The 18,217-nt window shown below is 64.8% G+C and carries 14 protein-coding genes; 9 read left to right on the top strand and 5 right to left on the bottom strand.

Features of this window, described 5'->3' with window-relative positions:
• Together ABID59_RS24815 and ABID59_RS24810 are read right to left on the bottom strand one after the other, a co-directional pair.
• The gene (locus ABID59_RS24815; protein ID WP_354085121.1) at nucleotides 1-1,434 is read right to left on the bottom strand and encodes a serine hydrolase domain-containing protein; all 1,434 of its coding nucleotides are present in this window, start codon (nucleotides 1,432-1,434) and stop codon (nucleotides 1-3) included.
• 146 nt (nucleotides 1,435-1,580) lie between these two features.
• A complete protein-coding gene (locus ABID59_RS24810; RefSeq protein WP_354031340.1) occupies nucleotides 1,581-2,642 on the bottom strand; it encodes a helix-turn-helix domain-containing protein in 1,062 nt (353 codons plus the stop codon).
• 222 nt (nucleotides 2,643-2,864) lie between these two features.
• On the opposite strand from ABID59_RS24810, the gene ABID59_RS24805 reads away from it, so the two are divergent.
• From ABID59_RS24805 to ABID59_RS24795, 3 genes are all read left to right on the top strand, one after another.
• Entirely contained in the window at nucleotides 2,865-3,782 is a 918-nt protein-coding gene (locus ABID59_RS24805; protein ID WP_148750960.1) for a pirin family protein, read from the top strand.
• Nucleotides 3,783-3,884: 102 nt separating this feature from the next.
• On the top strand, nucleotides 3,885-4,799 hold the full coding sequence (locus ABID59_RS24800) for a phosphoribosylaminoimidazolesuccinocarboxamide synthase (protein WP_354031338.1): 915 nt from the start codon (nucleotides 3,885-3,887) through the stop codon (nucleotides 4,797-4,799).
• Between the two features lie 295 nt (nucleotides 4,800-5,094).
• Nucleotides 5,095-7,311 carry an SLC26A/SulP transporter family protein gene (locus tag ABID59_RS24795; protein ID WP_354085120.1) on the top strand — a complete coding sequence of 739 codons (2,217 nt, stop codon included), beginning with the start codon at nucleotides 5,095-5,097 and terminating at the stop codon, nucleotides 7,309-7,311.
• Between the two features lie 126 nt (nucleotides 7,312-7,437).
• On the opposite strand, the gene ABID59_RS24790 is transcribed toward ABID59_RS24795, so the two are convergent.
• Both ABID59_RS24790 and ABID59_RS24785 read right to left on the bottom strand, forming a co-directional pair.
• Nucleotides 7,438-8,931 carry an NAD-dependent succinate-semialdehyde dehydrogenase gene (locus tag ABID59_RS24790; RefSeq protein ID WP_354085119.1) on the bottom strand — a complete coding sequence of 498 codons (1,494 nt, stop codon included), beginning with the start codon at nucleotides 8,929-8,931 and terminating at the stop codon, nucleotides 7,438-7,440.
• A gap of 122 nt (nucleotides 8,932-9,053) precedes the next feature.
• Nucleotides 9,054-9,374 carry a hypothetical protein gene (locus tag ABID59_RS24785; RefSeq protein ID WP_148750910.1) on the bottom strand — a complete coding sequence of 107 codons (321 nt, stop codon included), beginning with the start codon at nucleotides 9,372-9,374 and terminating at the stop codon, nucleotides 9,054-9,056.
• Between the two features lie 339 nt (nucleotides 9,375-9,713).
• Here ABID59_RS24785 and ABID59_RS24780 point away from each other — a divergent pair, with 339 nt between their 5' ends.
• Nucleotides 9,714-10,907 carry a serine hydrolase domain-containing protein gene (locus ABID59_RS24780; RefSeq protein WP_354085118.1) on the top strand — a complete coding sequence of 398 codons (1,194 nt, stop codon included), beginning with the start codon at nucleotides 9,714-9,716 and terminating at the stop codon, nucleotides 10,905-10,907.
• 153 nt (nucleotides 10,908-11,060) lie between these two features.
• Nucleotides 11,061-12,755, top strand: coding sequence for an AMP-binding protein (locus ABID59_RS24775; RefSeq protein ID WP_354085117.1), 1,695 nt, complete (start codon nucleotides 11,061-11,063; stop codon nucleotides 12,753-12,755).
• A 173-nt stretch (nucleotides 12,756-12,928) separates the two neighbouring features.
• On the opposite strand, the gene ABID59_RS24770 is transcribed toward ABID59_RS24775, so the two are convergent.
• Nucleotides 12,929-13,930 carry an adenosine kinase gene (locus ABID59_RS24770; RefSeq protein WP_354085116.1) on the bottom strand — a complete coding sequence of 334 codons (1,002 nt, stop codon included), beginning with the start codon at nucleotides 13,928-13,930 and terminating at the stop codon, nucleotides 12,929-12,931.
• 124 nt (nucleotides 13,931-14,054) lie between these two features.
• On the opposite strand from ABID59_RS24770, the gene murJ reads away from it, so the two are divergent.
• From murJ to ABID59_RS24750, 4 genes are all read left to right on the top strand, one after another.
• On the top strand, nucleotides 14,055-15,587 hold the full coding sequence (gene murJ / locus ABID59_RS24765; RefSeq protein WP_354085115.1) for a murein biosynthesis integral membrane protein MurJ: 1,533 nt from the start codon (nucleotides 14,055-14,057) through the stop codon (nucleotides 15,585-15,587).
• A 93-nt stretch (nucleotides 15,588-15,680) separates the two neighbouring features.
• Complete coding sequence (gene trpS / locus ABID59_RS24760) at nucleotides 15,681-16,733, top strand: tryptophan--tRNA ligase (protein WP_354085114.1); 1,053 nt, start codon at nucleotides 15,681-15,683, stop codon at nucleotides 16,731-16,733.
• A 109-nt stretch (nucleotides 16,734-16,842) separates the two neighbouring features.
• Nucleotides 16,843-17,337, top strand: coding sequence for a universal stress protein (locus ABID59_RS24755; protein WP_354085113.1), 495 nt, complete (start codon nucleotides 16,843-16,845; stop codon nucleotides 17,335-17,337).
• A 148-nt stretch (nucleotides 17,338-17,485) separates the two neighbouring features.
• Entirely contained in the window at nucleotides 17,486-18,055 is a 570-nt protein-coding gene (locus tag ABID59_RS24750; RefSeq protein ID WP_354031329.1) for a NifU family protein, read from the top strand.
• Nucleotides 18,056-18,217: the final 162 nt, after the last annotated feature.

The following is an 18,217-nucleotide window of genomic DNA, read 5'->3' as shown; positions in this document are numbered from 1 at the left end:
CTAGTTCGCGCCCGCCATCTTCCCTTTCTCGCGCGTCGTCGCCACCACGTCCCGCACCAGATCGAACACGCCATCGGCTTCTGGCGGCGCGTTCGGCGAACGGCCGAGGCGCACGATCACCAGCCGCTCTGACGGGATCACGATCGTGTACTGCCCGATCGTGCCCTTGGCGAAGAAGGCATCGCGCGGCCAGCCATGCTTGATTCGAAACTTTGCGCCAAAGCTGTCGCCCTGGTTGGTCCAGAAGCCGGCGCCGATGCCGACCCACGCGTTTGGCGTGGCAGTCGCGGAATAGTTCACCCAGCCCTCGGGGAGGATGCGCTTGCCGCCAGCGACGCCGTCGTTGAGATAGAGCTGGCCGAAGCGCGCCCAGTCGCGCGCGGATGCCAGCATCTCACCGGAGCCCTCGATCGTGCCGGCACCGTCGAGCTGAAGCGTGACGTTGTTCATGCCGAGCGGGGCAAACAATTCGCGGCGCGCGAAGGCAAGCGCATCCGCGGGCTTGCCGCCGGCGGCGTTGCGGATCAGATGCGCGAGAATGATGGTGTTGCCGTCATGATAATTCCACACTGTGCCCGGCGCGGTCGCGAGCGGCGCGCGCTCGGCAAAGCTGGCCATATCGTCTTCGGCGTATTTCATAGCATTAACCGGCTCGAGCGCGGAGCCGAGCCAGGCCTCCAACGAGCTTCCGAGCGCAATGCCTGCGGTGTGACGCAGCAATTGATCGACGGTGATGACATGCCGCGGATCGTCCGGATTTTGCCAGGCGGTGATCGGCGCGGGCCCGTCGAGCTTCAACTTGCCCTGGCGCACGAGAATGCCTGTCAGCGCCGACATCACCGACTTCGTCATGGAGAAGCCGAGCAGCTGCGTCTCCGGCCCGACACCGTCAGCATAGCGCTCGGCAACGATGCGCCCGGCCTTCATGACGACGATCGCGCGGGTGCGGCGATAAGGCGGTTGCGCGGGCTCGGCGAAGGCGCGGTCGAGCGCGGCGGATAGCCCCTGGCTTTGCGGCGGCACCAGTCCCGGACCGGCGATCTCGGGGAGCAACGCCGGCTGCTTGTCGTCAGGCGGCACCGCGACGTCGACGAGCCCCTGGTCGTGCTCGAGCGTGCAGCCGAGCCCCTCGCGATAGACCGCATGGCTGCGGCCGATGCCGAACAACGTCACGGTGACATCCTTGCGGGCGCGATCGACCCGAACATCCATCGCCCAGGTCAGGAGACCCGCACCCGGCATCGCATCGGTGGTCTCGGCGAGGTCGCGCATGGGATCGAGGCCGGAGACGAACGTCTCCGAGCAGAGCGTGTCGGCGATGAAGCCGGTGGCAACCCTCGGCACGTCGCGGGCCCGCGCCGCGCCGAGGGCGAGGCCGGCAAAGGCGATGGCGGTGGCGGTGGTAGCGAGGATGATCTTGCGGCAGCGGGTCACGGGCTTTCTCCGGCTTCGGGGCGAATGGCGGAGAAGGAGCCGGATGCGGGCGAAGCGTGCTCGCCGGATTTGAAATACGACCTCGTCGAAACTGACCGGCGCTAGCCGAACTTGAAATTCTAATATGATTCCAACGAGATAATAATCTAGACCGCATCAACCTTGAGCCGCCGATACTCCGTCGGCGTCACGCCCGTGACCGCCTTGAAGGCGCGATTGAAGGGACCGAGCGACTGGAAGCCGGCGTCCATGGCGATGGTGATGACGGGAACCTCAGCCTGGGTGGGATCGGCGAGCGCGGCCTTGGCCTCCTCGATCCGGTGATTGTTCAGAAACACATTGAAGTTGCGATAGCCGAGCCGCTGGTTGATCAGCCGGCGCAGCCGGTATTCCGGAATTTTCAACCGGCCCGCCAGCGCGCCGATGGTGATGTTCTCCTGACGATAGACCCGCTCGTCCGCCATCAGCCGCATCAGGGCGTCGATGAGCTTTTGATCGGCGGCGTCATCGGCCGCAGGCTGACTGAAAACAATCGGCGGTGCGGGCTCCGTCGCGGCCGGAAACAGATCCGCCCCGTCAACCCGCATCATGGCATAGACGATCGCCGCGACGGTGCAGGCGAGCACCCCGGCATTGATGGTTTCGGCGACATCGCCGACGTGGTGCCCGGCGACGGCGATCTGGAGCACCGCGTTCAGCCCGCCATAGAGCGCGGTTGCGCAGACGATGAAGACTCGAGCGCTGCGGCGGCGCTCGACCAGGTCGGCCGGCCAGGAGGCGATCGTCTGCCCGATCGCAAGCGCAATGAATCCGAGCACGATCAGATTGACCACCGTCACCGAGAACCGCACATGGCCACTGGGTGCAATCCAGACGCAGCCCGCGAAGCTGAAGGCCGTCACCAGCGCCCAGACCGATCCGTGCCACCAGCGGAGGCGAAACTCGTCGTCGAACAGGGAGCGTGTGAACAGCCAGAACACCACCATGGTGCCGGTCGACAATGCGATCAACGGTGCATGCCAGAGCGGGATCCGCGACGTGACATCCAACGAATAGCTCACAGCATGCGCGGCCGCGCCCAGCGCGAAGGCCGCGCCGAGGCGGGCGGCCAGCACATTGCGGAAGTCGGCGAGCAATGACGCCGCTAGCACCAGCAGCAACGCAACGCTGGCGGCGCGAAAGGCGAGATCGATTGCGGCAAGTGTCATCGGGCGATGCGATCGGGCGCGGTTGAAACCAGCCAAACATCGTTCGTTGCGCCAGCTTTTTCAAGGACCATCCTCATCTACAGATGTCATCGCCCGCGAAGGCGGGCGAACCAGTACTCCGAGGCGCGGGGAATGACAGCGAGTTTGTGGAACAGCCTTTGTCGCGACGGCGATGCGAAATTCTGCTACCATCGCGTCCAAGAAAGTCAAAAGGAGTCCACCATGAGCTGGCAACCCTCCAACGATCCCGTGCTCGGCGATCCCATGTCCTGCGACGCGCTCGATCTCGTCATCGTGCCGCGCACCCGCGATCTCGGCGATGGATTCGCGGTGCGGCGCGCATTGCCGCATGGCAAGCGGCAGATGGTCGGGCCGTTCATCTTCTTCGATCATTTCGGCCCGGTGCAGTTCGTCTCCGGCAAGGGCATGGACGTACGGCCGCATCCGCATATCGGGCTTGCCACCGTCACCTATCTGTTCGACGGCGCGATCATGCATCGCGACAGCGAGGGCAATGTGCAGGAGATCGCGCCGGGTGCGATGAATTTGATGACGGCAGGCCGCGGCATCGCGCATTCCGAGCGCACGCCGGATGCGCAGCGCGCCTCGGGTCAGCAGATGCTCGGCCTGCAAAGCTGGATCGCGCTGCCGGCCGGCTCCGAAGAGATCGATCCCACGTTTCAGCATTATGCGGCCGGCGAGCTGCCGATGATCTCCGAGCGCGATTTTACCGCGCGGGTGATCGCCGGATCCGCCTTCGGCATCGCCTCCCCGGTGAAAATGGTCTCGCCCTGGTTCTACACCGAGGTCACGGCTGTTGCGGGTGCTAGTGTGCCGCTCGATCCCGACCATGAGGAGCGCGCGATCTACGTGGTTGACGGCGAGGTCGAGATCGCGAACGAGCGCTACGAAGGGCCACGGCTGCTGATTTTCCGCCCCGGCGACCGCATTACCGTGAAGGCGCTCAGGGCCACGCGGATGATGTTTCTCGGCGGCGATGCATTGGAGGGCCCGCGCCACATCTGGTGGAATTTCGTCTCCTCCAGCAAGGAGCGGATCGAGCAGGCCAAGCAGGACTGGAAAACCGGCCGCTTCACCGCGGTTCCGCAGGAACATGAGTTCATTCCGCTGCCGGAATAGGCTAATCCGGTTTCCGTCGGGCGCGGCCGGATGTGCTTCCTGAAAGCCAAGTCTGCAAAAAGCCAAGTCTGCCCTGAAAGCTAAGTCTGCGAAAGCTTTGCGATGACCACGATGCTCTCCAGCGACCTGCCCCTGACCAAGATCGGGCGTGGCAAGGTGCGCGATATCTACGCCGTCGACGACGACCGCCTGCTGCTGCTGACCACCGACCGCATCAGCGCCTTCGACGTCGTGATGGGCGAGACCATCCCGATGAAGGGCGCGGTGCTGACCCAGATCAGCGCGTTCTGGTTCAACAAGCTCGAAGGCGTGGTGCCGCATCACATGATCAGCGCCGACACCGACGAGATCATCGCAGCCGTGCCGGCGCTTAAAGCCCATCGCGCCGAGATTCTCGGCCGCGCCATGCTGTCCCGCCGCACCACCGTGTTCCCGATCGAATGCGTGATCCGCGGCTATCTCTCCGGCTCGGCCTGGAAGGAATATGCCGGCTCCGGCACGCTGGCGGGCGAAAAACTGAAGGCCGGCCTGGTCGAGAGCGAGAAGCTCGAGCCCTCGATCTTCAGCCCCGCAACCAAGGCCGAGACCGGCCATGACGAGAACATCACCATCGCCAAAATGCGTGAGGTCGTCGGCAACGAGGTCGCCTACACGCTCGAAAGCATGACCCGCGCGATCTACACTCTCGGCGAAGAGCTGGCGCGCGAGCAGGGCATCATCATCGCCGACACCAAGTTCGAGTTCGGCCGCGACAAGGACGGCCGCATCATCCTGATCGACGAAGTCATGACGCCGGACAGTTCGCGGTTCTGGGCCGTCGACGCCTACAAGCCCGGCCAGCCGCAAGCGAGCTTCGACAAGCAGCCATTGCGCGACTATCTCGACGTCGAGCGCCGCGCCGGCCGCTGGAACGGCGACGCCCCGCCACCGCCGCTGCCCGCGAGCGTGGTGGATGCAACCAGCAAGCGGTATCTGGAAGCGTATCGGCGGGTGACAGGACGAGAGCTGAAGATTTAGCTCCGTCATTGCGAGGAGCTCTTGCGACGAAGCAAATCCAGACTGCCGCCGCGAGGAGACTCTGGATTGCTTCGCTACGCTCGCAACGACGCGGAAGGGCTGCTGCGCCCCTCCAGCACTGTCAACCTAGCTCCATCACCGCCGTCATATGATCGCCTATTCACACGCCGTAGGCCGCATCCTCTCCGGATGCCCGAAAACTGTCGGCTATCTCATACTTGCAAGAATTCTGTTGCGCTAGGCTCGCAGTCGTCTACCTCTCCGGGCGGGTATTTTCATGAGCGAGTGTGACGGCGTGACAGATCCTGCAATTGGCTTCGATCCGGTCACCGGGGTCAGTCCGTCCGTCAAGCGTGCGCTGAATGATATGCTGGGCGGGGGTGCTGCAAGCATCCTCACCCTCACGTTCGGGCTGTCCTATGCGCTGCTGATCTTCGCCGGTCCGCTCTCGCCCTATCTGTCCTACGGCATCGCTGCGACCTTCATCAGCTCCGCGGTGCTTGCCGCCGTGATCGGGCTCGGCAGCTCCCTGCCCTTCGCAATTGCCGCCCCCGACAGCTCGACCGCGGCCGTAACAGGAATTCTGGCGGCCTCGCTGGTCGAGCATATCGAAGCGGCCAATCTGTCGGCACCGCTGCTCTCGCCGGTCCTGATCACGCTCGGCCTGTCGACGGTGCTCACGGGAATCGTGCTGTGCGGGCTGGGCCTGACGCGGATGGGCCGCGCCATCCGCTACGTGCCCTATCCCGTGGTCGGCGGCTTTCTCGGCGCCACCGGACTTCTCATCGCCCTCGGTGCGATCAGGGTCATCACCGGTTACCCGGTGCAGCTCACGACGCTGCCGCGCTTCGCCAACGGCACCACGCTGCTGGAAATCGGGGCCGCCTGCGCCATGGCGCTGGTGCTGTATCTGACCTGGCACCGCTCGCGGACTCCGTTCGGGCTGCCGATCATCCTGGTCGGCGGCGTGCTCACGGCGCATCTGGCGTTCTGGATCTCGGGTGTCTCGCTCGACCAGGCACGTAGCATGGGCTGGACCTTTCAGCCGCCGCCGCAGGCCGCATTCATGCTGCCCTGGCACGCCGACGACCTCGCCCGCTATCCCTGGTTTGCCGTGCCGGACCTGCTCGGCAATCTCGTCGCAGTCATCTTCGTCACCGCGTCGAGCACGCTGTTCAACACCACCGGCATCGAGGTCGCCGTGCACCGCGAGGCCAATCTCGAGCGCGAGCTGAACGTCACGGGCGCGGCCAACATCCTTAGCGGCGTGCTCGGCGGCTATACCGGCTGCAGCTCGATCAGCCGCTCGATCCTCAATTTATCCAGCGGCGGCCGCGGCCGGCTCTCCGGCCTCACCGCCTCGGCGCTGTCGCTGCTAATGCTCGCGATTGCGCCAGAGCTGCTCGGCTTCATTCCGAAATTCGTGCTCGGCGGCCTGCTGCTCTATCTCGGCGCCGACCAGCTGCACAAATGGATCATCGAGTCGCGCAAGCGGCTCTCGAAGCTCGAATATCTGTCGCTGGTCGCCATTATCGTCATCATCGTGGCCTGGGGTTTCGTGCCGGGCATCCTGATCGGCGTCATCATCGGCTGCGCGACCTTCGCCTTCAGCGCGGCGAGGGTCGAATCGATCAAGTACAGTTTTGACGGCTCCGAATATCGCTCCTCGCTCGACCGCTCGCGCGACGACCAGGAGGTGCTGCTGGCCCATGGCGGCAAGATCCAGGGGCTCAACCTCCAGAGCTATCTGTTCTTCGGCTCCGCCAACCGGCTCTACCAGCACGTCAAGCAATTGCTCCAGCAGCGCCCGGAGTGCCGCTATCTGCTGTTCGACTTCAAGCTCGTCACCGGCGTCGACTCCTCCGCCGCCTACAGTTTTGCCCAGATCAAGCGCAGCGCAGGCGATCTCGGCGTCGAGCTGATCCTGGTGCATCTGTCGGCGGCGGCCGAGAAGGTGCTGCGCGCCAGCGACTTCGTCGGCGAAGGCGTCACCATCATCGGCGAGCTCGATCACGCGCTGGAATGGTGTGAGAACGAGCTGATCTCGCAGCACCAGGGCCTGGCGCAGGAAGAAGCGAGCCTACGCGACTGGTTCGCCGGCATTCTCGACAGCGAGGACGACGCCGACGAGCTGATCCGCCGCTGCCAGCGCATCGAGGTCGAGGCCGGCGAGGTTATCGTGCAGGCCGGCGATCCCGCCGATTCCATGCACTTCATCCTCGACGGCCGCGTCGGCATCATGATCCCCGCCGACGACGACCGCACCACGCGCGTGCGCAGCCTGGGGCGCTACACCACGATCGGCGAGATGGGCATGGTGTCACAGACGCCGCGCAGCGCCACCATCCAGGCCGAGGTCGACAGCGTGCTCTACGTGCTGAACACCCACCAGTTCGACGCGATCAGGGAAGAAGACCCCGCGCTCAGCCACAAGCTGCTGACCTATTTCGTGTCGGTGATGGCGGAGCGGCTGACGTTCGCAAATAGGACGATCGCAGTGCTGCGGCGGTGATCAATACGTGACCCAGAAGGTCGTCATGCCCGGGCTTGTCCCGGGCATCCACGTTCTTTGTACCGCGGGACAGGACGTGGATGGCCGGGACATGCCCGGCCATGACGAGGAGGAAGCTGCGACTGCCTACACCCCCGCCATCATCACGTATTTGATCTCGACATATTCTTCCATGCCGTGACGCGAGCCTTCGCGCCCCAGGCCGCTTTCCTTGACGCCGCCGAAGGGCGCGACTTCCGTCGTGATCAGGCCGGTGTTGACGCCGACCATGCCGGATTCCAGCGCTTCGGCGACGCGCCAGACGCGGCCGAGATCGCGGGAGTAGAAGTACGACGCGAGGCCAAACGGCGAGGCGTTGCACATCGCGATCACGTCGGCTTCGTCCTTGAAGCGGATCACCGGCGCGAGCGGGCCGAAGGTTTCTTCCTGCGCCACCAGCGAGTCCGCCTTGACGTCGGCAAGCACGGTCGGCTCGAAGAAAGAACGTCCGAGCTCGCTGCGCTTGCCGCCGGTCACGACCTTGGCCCCGCGCTTGACGGCGTCGGCAATGTGGCGCTCGACCTTGTCGATCGCCTTCATGTTGATCAGCGGGCCCTGCGTGACGCCGGCTTCCGTGCCGTCGCCGATCTTCATCGCCACGACCTTCGCCGACAACTTCTTGACGAACTCGTCATAGATCTTGTCCTGGGCGTAGATGCGATTGGCGCAGACGCAGGTCTGGCCCATGTTGCGGTATTTCGAGACGATCGCGCCTTCGACCGCCGCGTCGATGTCGGCGTCGTCGAACACCACGAACGGCGCGTTGCCGCCGAGCTCGAGCCCGAGCCGCTTCACGCCGACGGAAGCCTGCTGGTAGAGGATCTTACCCACGGCGGTCGAGCCTGTGAAACCGACGAAGCGCACCGCCGGATGCTCGCACAGCACCTTGCCGATCGGCGGCGCGTCACCGGTGATGATGTTGAGCACGCCCTTGGGGATGCCGGCCTTCTCGGCGAGCACGGCCAGCGCCAGGGCCGAGAGTGGCGTCTCGTTGGCGGGCTTGAGCACCACGGTGCAGCCCGCGGCCAGCGCCGGCGACACCTTTCGGGTGATCATGGAGTTCGGGAAGTTCCATGGCGTGATCGCGCCGCAGACGCCGATCGGCTGCTTGATCGCGAGCAGCCGTGCATCGGGCCGTTGCGTCGGGATGGTCTCGCCATAGACGCGGCGGGCTTCCTCTGCGAAGAACTCGATATAGGCGGCGCCGATATCGACCTCGCCGAGCGCTTCTGAAAGCGGCTTGCCCTGCTCGGAGGTGAGGATCAGCGCGAGGTCCTCGCGGTTGGCGGTGATCAGCTCGAACCATTTGCGCAAAATATTGGAGCGCTGCTTGGCGGTGTGCTTGGCCCAGGCCGGGAAGGCGCGGTGGGCTGCTTCGACCGCCTTGGTGGTGTCGTCCGCGCCGAGCTGCGGGACCTTTGCGATCTCGACGCCGGTCGCAGGATTGTTCACGGCAAAGACCGGCGTGCCGACCCAGGCGCCGTCGATGTAGCAGGCCTCCTTCAGGAGCGAAGGGTCCTTCAACCGGTCACGCAGGGTGGCGGTGGCGTGCTGGGCGCGTGCTGCGGCGGGCGGCGTCATGGCGTTACTCCTCGGACGATCATTTGGGGGCGATCGGATCGGCCGGAATATAGGGACAGACGGCGCGCAATGCACCGTCCCGCAACGCACATCTGCCGGGAGCTAAACTCGGAGCGGGAAGGTTACGCCGCGCCGCTCATATAGGTCTCGCGCCGGCCGATCATGCGCTCGGCGGCGGCCTTGGCGCCGGCTTTCGAGGAGGTCGCACAGGTGCGATATTCGAGATCGGGCGCATCGGAGGTGTCGCGGCGGCCGAACCAGGATTTAGAGCCGACCGGCAGCAGGGCCAGCGCCTGCGCCAGATTGTCGACCGCGCCGAAGGAATAGAGCGCACCGGTGCCGGCGGTGCGGACCTCGTAGATGCCGGGCGAAATCGGAGCTTCGAGATTGTCGCCCCGTCCGGGACGGGGATAACGCTTCCATTCGCTCCAGGTCGAAATCATCTCGGGTCCTCTCGCGGCCAGTAGACAGCCGCCAAATTTGCATCAAGTCTTAACGTCAGCTGCCGATCGGGCCTTAAGCTGAGCGCCGCAACGCACAAAATGTTTCAAGTGCTCCAAACGTTCGAAACATATCGCCTGAGCCTATCCATGGTCACGGCGAAGTGCGGCCTTCCACCGCAGATTGTGAAGAAGTGTTGCAGATCAGTCGTCCCGCGCCGGGCCGGGACCGTCAAGTCACGACATCGCGACCGCAAGGTGGATATGGCCACGCTTGCCGCGCAGCGGATGCGGGAGGACAATCGATCGCTTCCAACAATAATCAAACCGGAGGAAACGCGCATGCAAGGCAAAGCTGAGATCGACGGGATTCTGAGCAAGACAAGCGACGCCAAGGAAATCCCCGGCGTTGTCGCGATCGCCGCAAGCGGTACTGAGGTCCTGTATCAGGGCGCGTTCGGCAAGCGCGATCTGTCCAAGCCCGATGCGATGACCGCGGACAGCGTGTTCTGGATCGCCTCGATGACGAAGGCGGTGACGAGTGCCGGCGCGATGCAGCTGGTCGAGCAGGGCAAGCTCTCGCTCGATGCGCCGATCGGATCGCTGCTGCCAGATCTCGCGCAGCCGCAGGTGCTGGAAGGCTTTGATGCCAAGGGCGAGCCAAAACTGCGGCCGGCAAAGAGCGCGATCACGCTGCGCCAGCTGATGACCCACACCGCCGGCTTCGCCTACAACATGTGGAACGGCGATCTCGCGGTCTATCTCGAGAAGACCGGCATCCCCGCCATCACCACCTGCCAGAATGCCGCGCTGAAGACGCCTGTTATGACCGATCCCGGCACGCGCTGGGAATACGGCACCAATATCGATTTCGCCGGCAAAGCCGTGGAGGCCGTCAGCGGCAAACGTCTCGATGCGTATCTGCGCGACAATCTGTTCGCACCACTCGGCATGTCCGACACCGGCTTCAAGATCACCGACGACATGCGCAAGCGTCTGGTCGGCATGCATGCCCGCGGCGAGGACGGCCAGCTCGCCGCGATCCCGTTCGAGCTCGAGCAGGAGCCGGAATTCCACATGGGTGGCGGCGGGCTCTATTCCACCGCTGGCGACTACATCAAGTTCACCCAGATGATCCTGAACAAGGGCCGCGGCAACGGCAACCAGGTGCTGAAGGCCGAGACGATCGCCATGATGGGGCAAAACCAGATGGGCGATCTCAACATGACCAAGATGACCACGGCGGCGCCGATCTACACCAACGACGTCGATCTCTATCCGGACCAGGTGAAGAAGTGGGGCCTCAGCTTCATGATCAACACCGACAAGACCGCAGAGGGCCGCAGCGCAGGCAGCCTCGCCTGGGCTGGCCTCGCCAACACCTACTATTGGATCGACCCCGCGCGCGACGTCACGGGCGTGATCCTGATGCAGCTGCTGCCGTTTGCGGACGCAAAATGCCTGCAGGCGTTCGCGGGATTCGAACGTGGCGTCTATGCCGGGCTCGATGCGGGGAGCGGACAGAAGGCGGCCTGAGGGGCTGAGAACTCTCACCAAACGTCATGGCCGGGCTCGTCCCGGCCATCCACGCCTTGCCTTGCTGCACGGAGAACGTGGATGCCCGGGACAAGCCCGGGCATGACGACTGAGAAAGATCACGCCGACCATCTTTGACGAGAGGATTTCGATTTGGCGGATAAAAGTGACAGTTACGTTTGCGGCATTTCGGATACGCCGCTGCTCGGCGACACCATCGGGCGCAGTCTCGACCACGCCGTGCGGCGCTGGGGCACGCGCGAGGCGCTGGTCTCGCCCAGCCACGGCGTGCGATGGACCTGGATTGAATTCGCCGAACGCGTCGACGCGCTCGCCGCGGGCTTTCTCGCGCTCGGCCTCGAGCGCGGTGAGCGGATCGGCATCTGGTCGCTGAACCGTCCGGAATGGACACTGACCCAGTTCGCCGCCGCCAAGGCCGGCCTGATCCTGGTCACGATCAATCCGGCCTACCGGCTCAGCGAGCTGGAGTTCGCGTTGAAGAAAGTCGGCTGCGCGGCGATCGTCACCGCGACGGCATTCAAGACCAGCCAATACATCGAGATGCTCAATACGCTGCTGCCGGAGCTGGCGAGCGCCAAGCCAGGACAGCTGCAGGCGGCACGGCTGCCAGCCTTACGGATGGTGATCCAGATCGGCGGGCCGTCAGCACCCGGCACGATCCCGTTCGAGGACGTCGCGCGAATGGGTGGCGCCAACCACCGAGAGCAGCTTGCGGCGCTCGGCGCGGCGCTTCAGTTCGACGATCCCGTCAACATCCAGTTCACCAGCGGCACCACGGGATCGCCCAAGGGCGTGACGCTGACTCACCACAACATCCTCAACAACGGCTATTTCACCGGCCGCGCGATGCGCCTGACCGAGCAGGACCGCATCTGCATTCCCGTGCCGCTCTACCATTGCTTCGGCATGGTGATGGGCAACCTCGCATCCGTCACGCTCGGCACGACCATGGTCTATCCCGGCGAGGGCTTTGATCCACTGGCGACGCTGCGCGCGATCGAGCAGGAGAAATGCACCGCGCTTTACGGCGTGCCGACCATGTTCATCGCGGAGCTCGATCATCCCGAATTCGCGACGTTCAACCTGAAATCACTCCGCACCGGCATCATGGCCGGCGCGCCCTGCCCGATCGAGGTGATGAAGCGCGTCAACACCGAGATGAACATGCGCGAGGTCACGATCGCCTATGGCATGACCGAGACCAGCCCCGTCAGCTTCCAGAGCGCAACAGACGACCCGCTCGAGCGGCGCGTCTCCACCGTCGGGCGGATTCATCCGCATGTCGAAGTGAAGGTCGTCGATCTCGAAGGCCGGATCGTCAAGCGCGGCGAACGCGGCGAGCTCTGCACCCGCGGCTACAGCGTCATGCTGGGCTATTGGGAGGAGAAGGAAAAAACCGGCGACGTTCTCGACGCCAACGGCTGGATGCACACCGGCGATCTCGCCACCATCGACGACGAGGGCTATTGCAACATCGTCGGCCGCATCAAGGATCTGGTGATCCGTGGCGGCGAGAATCTCTATCCGCGCGAGATCGAGGAGTTTTTGTACCGTCACCCGAAGATCCAGGACGTGCAGATTTTCGGCGTGGCCGACACCCGTTATGGCGAGGAGCTCTGCGCCTGGATCCGTGTCCGGTCCGGCGAGACACTGACGGCAGAGGAGGTCCGCGCTTTCTGCGATGGCCAGATCGCCCACAACAAGATCCCGCGCTATGTGGAGTTCGTCGACGAATTTCCGATGACCGTGACCGGAAAGATCCAGAAATTCGTGATGCGCGAGGCGGTCGAGCAGCGGCTGGGATTAAAGGCGGCGAAGACGGCGTGATGCGGTGAGTGCTCTCACCACACCAACACTGTCATTCCCCGCGAAAGCGGGGAATCCAGTACGCCGTGGTTTCTCCGTATTCCACTAGCGTCTCTGGAATACTGGGTCGCCCGGTCGAGCCGTGCGACGACAGCGGAGAGTGAGGCTCGCAATGACGGGGAGAGAGAAGACGACTAAATCGTCAGCCCGCGCTGCTGCGCCAGCTCCTTCAGCGACACCTGCGGACGGGCGCCGATGTGCTGGATCACTTCGGCGGCAGCAAGCGCACCGAGCTCGCCGCACTGCTTGTGCGACAGATCGCGCGAGAGGCCGTACAGGAAGCCGGCCGCGAACAGATCGCCGGCGCCGGTGGTGTCGACCAACTGCTTGATCGGCGAAGCTGGAGCTGCGACGGCGTCGGTCGGCGTCACCACCACGCAACCCTTCTCGCTGCGGGTGACCACACCGAGCTTGACGTCTTTGCGCAGCTGCTTGAGCGCTGTGTCGAAGTCGGAGGTTTCGTAGAGCGAGCGCAGCTCGGATTCGTTGGCGAACACGATATCGGCAGTGCCGTTGCGCATCAGCCCCAGAAACTCGTCGCGGTAACGGCCGACGCAGAAGGAGTCCGACAGCGTCAGCGCCACCTTGCGGCCGGCCTCGTGCGCGATTTTGGCCGCCTTGACGAAGGCTTCCTTGGCGCCGGGCGGATCCCAGAGATAGCCTTCGAGATAGACGATCTTGGCGGCCGCGATCTCGGCCGGATCGATATCGGCCGGCGACAAATCCTGGGCCGCGCCGAGATAGGTGTTCATGGTGCGCTCGCCGTCGCCGGTCACCAGGATGTAGGAGCAGCCGGTGGCAGGACCGTCCTTCGCGGCCGGCGTGTTGAAGCCGACGCCGGCGGCGCGGATGTCGTGGACATAGAGCTTGCCGATCTGGTCGTCCTTGACCTTGCCGACGTAAGCGGCACGCGCGCCCAGGCTGCCGATGCCGACGATGGTGTTGGCGGCCGAGCCGCCGGAGACTTCCGTCGCCGGGCCCATGTCGGCATAGATCGCGGCGGCCCGCGCCTCGTCGATCAGTGACATGCTGCCCTTGGTCATGCCGTGCTTGGCCAAAAAGGCTTCATCGGTCCGGACCAGCACGTCGAACAGCGCGTTGCCGATGCCGAGAACGTCATATTTCACGTCAGCCATTCACCTTGATCCTGTTTGCCGGATTGCGATACCTGCGGAAATCCGCTTCCTGTCGGCCTGAAATCCGGCTCGCGGCCTATCACGACCGGACCCGCACGGGCAAGCAACGGTATTATAACGACCGATGATCCGCTCCTTCCTGACCGTCTCGACGGGAACACTGGCCTCGCGGCTGCTGGGCTTTGCCCGCGATTCCCTGATCGCGGCGCTGCTCGGCACCGGCGCCGTGGCGGATGCGTTTCTGGCCGCCTTCCAGCTCGTCAACGTGGTGCGGCGCCTGCTCAGCGAAGGGGCACTCAATGCAGCCCTGATTCCGGCCTGGCTGCGCGTCCGTGACCGCGATGGCGAAGAGGCCGCCTCCGCGTTTGCGGGACGCGTGCTCGGGACGGTCAGCGCGGCCCTGATCGTGATCTCCATCGTGATCGCGCTGTTGATGCCGCTGATCATCACGATCGTCGCGCCGGGATTCGTCGGCAGCCACAGGCTCGATCTCGCCGTGCAGAACGCGCGGCTGATGCTGCCTTATCTCGCCTTTGCCGGCCCGGTCACGGTGCTGATGGGGCTGCTGAACGCACAAGAGAGATTTGCGCTCACGGCGTTCTCGCCGCTGCTGTTCAACATCGCACTGATCGCGACAATCGCCGCGCTGCTGCTGGGGCGCGCCGATGCGTCGCTCGCCGCGTGGATGCTGGCGGCGACCGTCGGCATTGCCGGCCTGCTGCAGCTCCTGATGCTGCTGTCGCAACGAAGTGCGCATCTCGCGACACCGTTGCGCGCAAGCTTCGACAAGGAGATGCGCGGCTTCTTTGCCAAGGCGATCCCCGGCATGATCGCAAGCTCCGGGCCGCAATGGCTGATGGTGGCCGGCGCGATCATCGCCTCGGCGACGCCGTCGGCCGTGTCCTGGCTCTATTTCGCCAACCGCCTGATCGAGCTGCCGCTCGGCATTGTCGGCGTCGCCATGGGCACGGTGCTGGTGCCGGAGCTGACGCGGGCGGTGGGGAGCGGCGATCGCGACGCGGTGGCGCATGCGGAATCGCGCGCACTGGAGCTCGCGACCGGGCTCGCGCTGCCCGCCACGCTCGGCCTCGCCGTGTTGGCCGAACCGATCGTGCGGCTGTTGTTCGAGCACGGCGCGTTCGGTGCGGAGGACAGCGCAGCCACCGCTCGCGCGTTGATGTGGCTGGCGCTCGGGCTGCCGGCGCATGTGCTGATCAAGGCGCTGTCGCCGGCCTTCTTTGCTCGCAGCGACACCATGACGCCGCTGCTCGCCACGGCCAAAGGCTTTGTGGTTGCGGTCTTGCTCGCCGTCCTGCTCCGCCATTTCTTCGGCGCGAGCGGGATCGCTGCAAGCATCGCGGCGGGCGCCTGGAGCAGCGCATTCTCGCTGCTCCGCAATGGCACCAGCGAATTCGGCTTCTCGGTCGACGCTGCCGGCCGCAAGCGGCTGCCGCGGATCGTGCTTGCGGCCGCCGCCATGGGCGCGCTGCTCTGGCTGACGACGGGGCTGATGCCGGTGGAGGCCCACGGCCTGATCCGCTTCATTGTGCTGGGCTTGCAGATCGGCGCCGGAATTGCCGTCTACGGCCTGCTCCTGCAAATCCTCGGCGCGGCGTCCTGGCGCGAGGCGGTCAACGCCCTGAAGCGGCCCGCCTAGCCAACCCCTGGCGGGCAAAGCCATCGAATTACCCTTGACGGGGCAGCCCCGCTGTTGGAAACGACGGCCCGAATACCTCCAGGAACTCTTGCCATGCCATTCGTTGAACGGGTCTTTTCGGGCGTCCAGCCGACGGGCAATCTGCACCTCGGCAATTACCTCGGCGCGATCGTCAACTTCGTGAAGATGCAGGAAACCCACAACTGCATCTATTGCGTCGTCGACATGCACGCGATCACGCAGGGCCTGGACGTCTGGGGCGGCCCGGCCGAGCTCGCACGCAACACCCGCGAGGTGACCGCGGCGTTCATCGCCAGCGGCATCGACCCCAAGAAGCACATCGTATTCAACCAGAGCCAGGTCTCCGGCCACGCCGAGCTCGCCTGGATCTTCAACTGCGTCGCGCGCATGGGCTGGCTCGGCCGCATGACCCAGTTCAAGGAGAAGGCCGGCAAGGACCGCGAGAACGCCTCGGTCGGGCTGTTCGACTATCCCGTGCTGATGGCCGCCGACATTCTGCTGTACCGCGCCACCCACGTTCCGGTCGGTGAGGACCAGAAGCAGCATCTCGAGCTCTCGCGCGACATCGCCCAGAAGTTCAACAACGACTTCGGCGATTCCATTCGCAGCCACGGCGGCAATGACGGCCTGTTCTTCCCGCTGCCGGAACCCCTGATCACGGGCCCGGCGACGCGCGTGATGAGCTTGCGCGACGGCACCAAGAAGATGTCGAAGTCGGATGCATCGGACAATTCGCGCATCAATCTGACCGACGACGCCGACACCATCGCGCAGAAGATCCGCAAGGCGAAGACCGATCCGGAGCCCTTGCCGAGCGAAGAGAAGGGCCTGGAAGCACGTCCCGAGGCCGACAATCTCGTCGGCATTTTCGCCGCGCTCTCCGGCCGTCCCAAGGCCAGCGTGCTCGGCGAGTTCGGCGGCGGCCAGTTCTCCAGCTTCAAGAACGCGCTGGCGGAGCTGTGCGTAACGAAGCTCGCGCCGATCGCCGGCGAAATGAAGCGCCTGGTCGCCGACCCCAGCCATATCGAGACCATCCTGAACGATGGTTCCGATCGGGCCCGTGCCCTCGCCGAGGAGACCATGAACCTCTCCAAGGACGTCGTCGGCTTCGTCCGCCGCCGCTGAAGATTGCGGTTGCTAGCTTGGGCCTGCGCCATGGCGCGGGCCGCTTCGCCTCTCCCCAAGCGGGAGCGAGTGTGGCAGCATGCCCGCCTGTGCACATTCCGGGATAGGCATGACCAGCAAGCGACTTTGCTTCGAGCCGGGTCACAAGCCCAAATGTCTCGTCATCGTCGACGACACCGCCGAATGGGATCGCGCGGTCTATTACGCCAGCCGCTGGGCGATCCGCGCCGGCGGCGGCGTGGTGATGCTGCGCATCATCGAGATCGAGGACCAGAACCAGCAATGGCTGGGCGTCGCCGACATCATGCGCGCCGAGGCGCATGAAGCGGCGGCGGCCGCGCTCGACCGCGCCGCCGGCCGCGCCAACGGCATCGCCGCGATCACGCCGGAACGGCTCATCCGCGAGGGCGCCGCGATGGAGCAGCTGCTCGCGGTGATCGACGAAGACCCTGATATCGCCATGCTCGTCCTCGCCGCCAGCCCGGGCGCGGAAGGGCCGGGACCGTGGGTGGCGCTGCTCACCCATGCGCTCGGCACGTTCCCGGTGCCGGTGACCGTCATTTCCGGCGCGCTGAGCGACGGAAGCGTGGATTCGCTGTCGTAGCCTTCCGAGGAGGTTCAGCGAACGCCCTAACCCGCTGAAATGACAGCGAAACGACCCTCCCCACCCCCTTGACCGTGCGTTTGCCGTCGCCATCTGCTACTGGATAGAGCACGCGCCGGCCTTGAACCGGCGACGTCCGGAGAAAACCATGTTCATTCAGACCGAAGCCACCCCCAATCCCGCCACGCTCAAATTCATTCCCGGCCGCGTCGTGGTCGACGGCGGCCCGATGGAATTTTCGAGCCGCGAAACCGCTGCGCGCTCGCCGCTCGCCGAAAAGCTGTTCGAGGTGCCCGGCGTCACCGGTGTGTTCTATGGATCGGACTTCATCACCGTGACCAAGGCGAACGGTGAATGGCAGCAGCTCAAGCCCGCGATCCTCGGCGCCATCATGGAGCACTACATGTCCGGCGCGCCGCTGCTCGCGGACGGTGCGGCCACCAGCGACGCCGATCTCGACGACGAGGACGAGTTCTTCGACGAGTCCGATGCCGAGACGGTCGACATGATCAAGGATCTGATCGAGACCCGCGTGCGGCCCGCAGTCGCCAATGACGGCGGCGACATCACCTTCCGCGGCTTCAAGGACGGCATCGTCTATCTCAACATGAAGGGCGCCTGCTCCGGCTGCCCGTCATCGACCGCGACGCTTCAGCACGGCATCCAGAATTTGCTGAAGCACTTCGTGCCTGACGTGGTCGAAGTCCGGCCGATGTAAGCGAGGTGCCGTAGGGTGGGCAAAAGCGAAGCGTGCCCACCTTCTTTTCTTGGAGACAAGTTGGTGGGCACGGCGCAAGAGCGCCTTTGCCCACCCTACGAAGTGCGGCAATATCGGGGGACTTCGAAGAGTGAATGACGAATGGCGGATAGGCGTCTGGTT

The sequence above is a fragment of the Bradyrhizobium sp. S3.3.6 genome, assembly GCF_040546905.1.
Classification (GTDB): Bacteria; Pseudomonadota; Alphaproteobacteria; order Rhizobiales; family Xanthobacteraceae; genus Bradyrhizobium; species Bradyrhizobium cytisi.
This window is presented reverse-complemented; position numbering and strand designations above follow the sequence as displayed.